The organism is Ruania albidiflava DSM 18029, from assembly GCF_000421225.1.
GTDB lineage: Bacteria > Actinomycetota > Actinomycetes > Actinomycetales > Beutenbergiaceae > Ruania > Ruania albidiflava.
Genome location: NZ_ATWL01000024.1, coordinates 26,895 through 33,520, shown reverse-complemented (window position 1 = coordinate 33,520; position 6,626 = coordinate 26,895). Strand labels below are relative to the sequence as shown.

Sequence of the window (6,626 nt, the reverse complement as noted above, 5' to 3'; positions counted from 1 at the left end):
AAGAGCGGGGTGGATCGAGACACCGCTCGATGGTAGGTCCGGTGAGCCCACGTCCCGGTGACGAGAACAGCCCGTGTTGGTCGAGACGGCCCGCAAGGGAGCTGCTGGTGCCAGCATGCCGGGCCTGCCTGCACTGCACCACCAGGAAGGAGAAGCACATCGACGAACCGGTTCGCCGTCTTTGGAGGTAGATCGCTGTGGGTGCTTGGGAAAATGAACCCTTGCGCGATCTGCAACACACCAGATACGGTCGAACCGGTTCGCGTCAGGTGTTGTAGGGAGGTGTCATGGTCACCATCGGCGATGTCGCGTCCATCGCAAAGGTTTCGCGCAGCACTGCGTCGTACGCCCTTTCCGGCAAGCGGACGGTGTCGGACGAGGTCCGGCGGCGCGTAGAGGCTGCGGTGCGCGAACTTGGCTACACACCGAACGCGGGGGCGCGGGCCCTGGCTACCGCGCAGACTCGCGTGATCGGCCTCCTGGCGCAGTTCCTCGAGGACGAGTTCGCGCCCGCCATGCTCCAGTACATGCTGGGCGTGTCCAACACCGCTTGCGAGCTTGGTTACGACATCCTCCTGGCCACCGAGGAGGATGGGCGTAGTGCGCTTCGCCGGATGACGGACTCCCGCATGGTCGACGGCATCGTGCTGCTGAACGTGGCCGAGCACGACGATCGCCTGCCGATCCTGAGAGATGCGCCGCAACCCGGCGCTCTGGTCGGCCTGCCGGCCAACTGTGCGGGTGTGGACGTCTTCGACCTGGACTTCGAGGAAGCAGGGCGACTGATGGTCGACCACCTGCGGCGGCTGGGACACCGGGAGCTGATACTCGTCTCACAGCCCGAGCACGTGGTCGAACGGGGTGGTGCCTATGTGTGGCGGTTGCAGAACGCTGCAGTCGATGCAGCCCGACGATCCGGTGTCGTTCTTCGCCCCGTGTTCGCGCCCTCGAGACAGCCGGAGGTCGGACGCGAGCTGAATGCGCTGCTCGACGCTCACCCGAGCGTGACCGGCCTGCTCATCAACAACGAGGCGGCAGCCGCCGCCCTGCCCACGGTCCTGCACGAGCGCGGTGTCACTGCGCCGACGGACCTGTCTGTCATCGGGCGGTACTCGGACGAGTTCGCCCGTACGTTCTCCCTGCCCTACTCCTCGATCGAGAGTGCTCCGGACCGACTGGGTCGGATGGCCGTGCGCGAGCTGGTGCGTCGCATCGAGGGGCAGGTGGGACCCGACGAACCGCACGTGGTGCGGTTCGTCTCGCCCGAACTGGTCGACCGCGGGAGCACCGCGACTCCACCGGAGGTCTGATAGCCGATTCGACCTGCTAGGGCTGTTGTCGTTCGACGAGCGAACCGGTTCGACGGACGGCGCCCGATGTTTGAACTGTCACCGAGGTCACCAACTCCGCCGTATCGGTGACCCCCCGTTCAAGGAGGAACAATGCAGCACCACAAGCGCCGCACCCGCGCCTACGTGAGCACCGCAGCGCTGGCCGCCATCAGCATGGCCGTGCTCGGCGCATGCTCGGGCGGCGAGAGCTCGGGCGACGGATCCGCCGCCAGCGGCACCTACACCTGGTGGGACCCCTATCCGCAGCACGATGCGTCCTCCGATTGGGAGGGCCGCGTGCAGGCGTGCGGTGAAGAGGCCGGAGTCACCATCGAACGCACCGCCTACGACACGACCGCACTGACCAACCAGGCACTGCTCGCCGCCCAGGAGGGCGCCGCACCGGACGTCATCCTCATCGACAACCCGGCGGTCTCCACCTTGGCCGAGACCGGGATGCTCACCACCGTTGACGAGTTCGGCCTGGACACCTCGGCGATCGACGAGAACCTGCTCGCTGCCGGCGTGGTCGACGGGGAGGCCTACGGCATCCCGATCGGTGCGAACACGCTCTCGCTGTACTACAACGCCGAGGTGCTCGACGATGCCGGGGTGGACCCGGCCTCCGTCACGGACTGGGACTCCCTCACCGCAGCCCTCGAGCAGGTCACCGAGGCTGACCACAAGGGCATCACCTTCGCCGCCATCGGTACCGAGGAAGGAACCTTCCAATTCCTGCCGTGGTTCTGGGGCGCTGGCGCCGACCTGACCGACCTGTCCTCACCGGAGGCGGTCGCGGCGCTGGAGCTCTGGAAGGGCTGGCTGGACGACGGCTACGCCCCCAACTCGGTGATCAACAACTCCCAGAACACCACCTGGGAGGAGTTCCTGACCGGCGACTTCGGCTTCGCCGAGAACGGCACCTGGCAGGTGAACAGTGCCGCCGAGGCAGACTTCGAGACCGGGATCATCCAGCTGCCCGCCCGGGACGGTGGCGTGGCCCCGGCTCCGACAGGCGGCGAGTTCATCGTTGCCCCGGTGCAGTCCGACACATCGCGCTACGACGTGACTCGCCAGATCGTGGAGTGCATGACCACACCGGAAGGGTTCGTGGAGACCGCGAACACGTTCGCCTACTACATCCCGCCGACGGCGGAGGGCCAGGAGCAGTTGCTGGAGGAGAACCCGGACCTGGAACCGTGGGTCGAGGCGGTACGCAGCGCCAAGGGTCGCACGAGCGACGGCCTGGGCACGGACTACCCGCTGATCTCCGAGGCCCTCTGGACTGCGGTGCAGAACGCTCTCTCCGGCGTTTCCTCGCCGCAGGACGCACTGGAGACCGCACAGGCTGACGCCGAGGCAGCGACCAGCTGACTCCCGACCGCCACGGTTCCGTGGTGGGTGCCCCCTGGGTGCCCACCACGGAAGGGAAGGACTATGACGAGCATCTCGCCTGCCATCCGCTCCGGCCGAGGCGGTGGTGACCGGGCCGGCACGCGGCCCGCAGGGCCATCCCCCCGCTGGCGTAGCCGGCTGAACCCGAGCCACTGGACTGCGGCAGCGTTCGCCGCGCCCCTGGTGATCTACCTGTTGCTGTTCTACGCCTATCCGCTGTGGCGCAACATCGACCTGTCCATCCACGACTACACCGTGCGAGCCTTCGTCCAGGGTGATGCCGAGTTCGTCGGCCTGCAGAACTACCTCGAGGTCGTGCGTTCGTCGACGTTTCCGACTGCGCTGCGGAACACCGCGCTGTTCACCTTCGGCTCGATCGCGGTTCAGTTCACCCTCGGGCTGGCCCTTGCGGTCTTCTTTCGCGCGAACTTCCGGCTCTCGGCGCTGCTGCGGGCACTCTTCCTGGTGCCCTGGCTGCTGCCGCTGATCGTCTCCGCCTCGACCTGGGCCTGGATGCTGAACAGCGACAACGGCATCGTCAACGCGATCCTGGCGGCGTTCGGCCTTCACCCGGTCAACTGGCTCACCTCGCCGGGGATGTCCCTGTTGTCGGTCACCGTCGCCAACATCTGGCTGGGAATTCCGTTCAACCTGGTGATCCTCTATTCCGGGCTGCAGAACATCCCGGACGAGCTCTACGAGGCCGCGGCGCTGGACGGTGCGAGCGCATGGCGCCGGTTCTGGAGCATCACAATGCCGCTGCTCCGCCCGGTCTCAGCGATCACGCTGCTCCTCGGGCTGATCTACACGCTCAAGGTGGTGGACGTCATCTGGGTGATGACCACCGGCGGGCCCGGCGACACCTCCACCACCCTGGCCATCTGGTCCTACCGCGAAGCCTTCGGGACCGGTCAGCCGGACTTCTCCCCGGCGGCCGCGGTGGGCAGCCTGCTCATCATCATCGCGCTGGTGTTCGGGTTCCTGCACCTGCAGCTGCAACGGCGACAGGAGGCGTCATGACTGGCCGGCACAGCCTGAGGCGGACCTGGTGGAAGACGAGTCTGGGCATCGTGTTCACCGCGATCATGCTCTTCCCCGCGTACTGGATGCTGAACGCCTCCTTCACTCGCACAGGCGACCTGCGCGCTGACCCGCCTCACTGGTTCCCTTGGGACCCCACCTTCGAGGGCTATCAAGCCGTGTTCGACCAGCAGCTCGCCGCGTTGGGCACGTCCCTGTTCGTCGGGTTGGGCTCGGTGTTGCTCACCGTGGCGATCGCCGCGCCGGCTGGCTACGCCTTGGCGTTGCTGCACCTGCGCGGCGGACGCGCCCTGAACTTCCTGCTGCTGGTCGCGCAGATGATCCCGGCGGTGGTGATGGCGATGGGATTCTACGCTGTCTACAACAATCTCGGTCTGCTGAACAGTGTCTGGGGCCTGATCATCGCTGACTCCACGATCGCCGTACCGTTCGGCGTGCTGTTGTTCACCGCGTTCATGTCCGGTATCCCCCATGAGCTGTTGCAGGCGGCCCGCGTCGATGGCGCCGGTGCGTGGCGCACGTTTCGCTCGATCGTGCTGCCGGTGAGCCGAAACTCCGTGCTGACCGTCTCCCTGTTCGCCTTCCTCTGGGCGTGGTCGGACTTCATCTTCGCCTCGACGCTCAACCGCAACGGTGACTTTATCCCGATCACGCTGAGCATCTACAACTACATCGGCAACAACACCACTCAGTGGAACGCGATCATGGCGACCGCGGTCGTTGCCTCCGTGCCCGCGGCAGTGCTGCTTGTCGTGGCGCAACGCTATGTCGCCGCCGGAGTCGTCGCCGGCGCCGTCAAGGACTGACTGAAGGGCACCCTGTGACTGATCTGACCAGCCGTTCACGTCCGGCGCACCCGCCGGCGCAGACCGACGCCCGCCGAGCCCGCCCGGTGGTCCCCGGCCGCCGGCGGCGCGGGCTCGGCATCGGTGAGCTGCTGCTCGACGAAGGGTTCTGGGGACGCCGGCAGGCGACCAACGCCGCCGCCACCCTGCAGCACTGTTACGACTGGATGGATCGGCTGGGCTGGCTGGCCAACTTCGACCGGGTGGCTGCGGGCAGCACCGGCGGCACTCGACCTGGGTGGCAGTTCTCCGACTCCGAGGTCTACAAGCTGCTCGAGGCGCTGGCCTGGGAGTCCGGGCGATCCGGTGATCCGGAACTGGAGTCGATGTGGGAGGCGCTGGTCGAGCGGATCGCCGCCGCCCAGGACGAGGACGGATATCTGAACACCTGCTACGGGCACTCCCATCAGCCCGGCCGCTACACCGACCTGTCCTCGGGGCACGAGCTGTACTGCTACGGGCACCTCTTCCAGGCCGCCGTCGCCCGCTTGCGCTGCCACGGCTACGACCTGCTCACCGAGGTGGCGCGACGAGCCGCGGACCATGTCTGCGAGGTGTTCGGCCCGGACGGGCGGGCCGGGATCTGCGGGCACCCGGAGATCGAGATGGGCCTTGCCGAGCTCGGCCGGGTGCTCGGAGAACCGCGATACACCGAACAGGCGCGGCTGTTCCTCGACCGTCGTGGTCATGGTTCCTTGCCCCCGATCCCGCTGCTTGCACCGGCCTACTTCCAGGACGACGTGCCGGTGCGGCACGCCCACGTGCTGCGCGGCCACGCCGTGCGCGCCCTGTATCTCGCGGCGGGAGCCGTTGACGTGGCCGTGGACACCGGCGACCGGGAACTGCTGAGCGCCGTGGAGGAGCAGTGGGCCACCACCGTCGAGCGGCGCACCTACATCACCGGCGGGATGGGCTCCCGGCACCAGGACGAAGGCTTTGGCGACGACTGGGAGCTTCCGCCGGACCGTGCCTACTGCGAGACGTGCGCAGGCATCGGCTCGGTCATGCTGTCCTGGCGGCTCCAGCTCGCCACCGACGACGTCCGTTACGCGGACCTGATCGAGCGCACCTTGTTCAACGTCGTTGCCGCGTCCCCCCGTTCCGACGGTCGCGCGTTCTTCTATGCCAACCCGCTGCACCAGCGTGAACCCGGCACCGAAGTGCTGCCGGACGCGGTGAACCCCCGCGCCGAGGGCGGGGTGCGTGCCCCCTGGTTCGACGTCTCCTGCTGCCCGACCAACGTCGCCCGCACGCTCGCGACGTGGCAGACGTACGCCGCGACCGTGGAGGAGGCCGGCGAGCAGGTGCTGCTCACCCTGGCCCAGTACGCCACCGGTGACCTGCACATCGTCACTGACCGTGGGCGAGTGGTGACGCTGCGGGTGGAGACCGCCTACCCCGACGACGGGCACGTACGGGTGATGGTGCTGGACGTGCCGGCTCCGGTGCAGCTGTCGTTGCGGCTGCGGGTACCGCACTGGGCGGCCGGCGCCACCCTGGCCGCCCCGGACGGCCAGCCGTACCCGGTAGAGCCCGGCTGGGCAACTGTGCCCGGAGTGCTGACCGCCGGCGAGGCGGTGGATCTGGAGATCCCGATGCCACCGCGGCTGACCGGCGCCGACCCGCGTGTCGACGCCGTCCGTGGCACCGTGGCGGTGGAGCGCGGACCTCTAGTGCTGTGCCTGGAGTCGGTGGACCTGCCCGACGGTGTTTCGCTCGAACAGGTGCGGCTGCTGACCACCCACGTGCCGGCACCGACCGGCGACGGGGCACTCGCCCAGGTCCGCCTCGAGCGCCGACCCGATCCGGCGCCCGGCACAGTGCCGTTCCACCCCGTCGACCCCACCGCGACCGACCCGGGCGGACAGGCGTCCGAGAGGGCCGAGGATCCCACCGTCGCGGCGGTGCCGCTCGTGCCTTACCACCGGTGGGCCGAACGAGGACCGTCCACGATGCGGATCTTCCTGCCCGTGACCTGACCCGACCCGACCCCGACCCCGCCCCGAGCCTGCTC

At 68.1% G+C, this 6,626-nt stretch carries 5 protein-coding genes; all 5 read left to right on the top strand.

Translation table 11 applies throughout. The features are described 5' to 3' along the window. Window positions 1-287: 287 nt before the first annotated feature. The 5 genes from K338_RS0117695 (at window position 288) to K338_RS0117675 (ending at window position 6,591) form a co-directional block, all read left to right on the top strand. Window positions 288-1,310: a LacI family DNA-binding transcriptional regulator gene (locus K338_RS0117695; RefSeq protein ID WP_022919495.1), complete on the top strand. Its 1,023-nt coding sequence runs from the start codon at window positions 288-290 to the stop codon at window positions 1,308-1,310. Between the two features lie 132 nt (window positions 1,311-1,442). Continuing rightward, window positions 1,443-2,705, top strand: coding sequence for a sugar ABC transporter substrate-binding protein (locus K338_RS0117690; RefSeq protein ID WP_022919494.1), 1,263 nt, complete (start codon window positions 1,443-1,445; stop codon window positions 2,703-2,705). Window positions 2,706-2,768: 63 nt separating this feature from the next. Further along, window positions 2,769-3,746 (top strand): carbohydrate ABC transporter permease, encoded by a 978-nt coding sequence (locus K338_RS0117685; protein ID WP_022919493.1) that lies wholly within the window; start codon window positions 2,769-2,771, stop codon window positions 3,744-3,746. Beyond that, window positions 3,743-4,573 (top strand): carbohydrate ABC transporter permease, encoded by an 831-nt coding sequence (locus K338_RS0117680; protein ID WP_022919492.1) that lies wholly within the window; start codon window positions 3,743-3,745, stop codon window positions 4,571-4,573. The genes K338_RS0117685 and K338_RS0117680 overlap by 4 nt, the downstream gene beginning before the upstream one ends. A 14-nt stretch (window positions 4,574-4,587) precedes the next feature. After that, a complete protein-coding gene (locus K338_RS0117675; RefSeq protein ID WP_022919491.1) occupies window positions 4,588-6,591 on the top strand; it encodes a beta-L-arabinofuranosidase domain-containing protein in 2,004 nt (667 codons plus the stop codon). Window positions 6,592-6,626 lie beyond the last annotated feature (35 nt).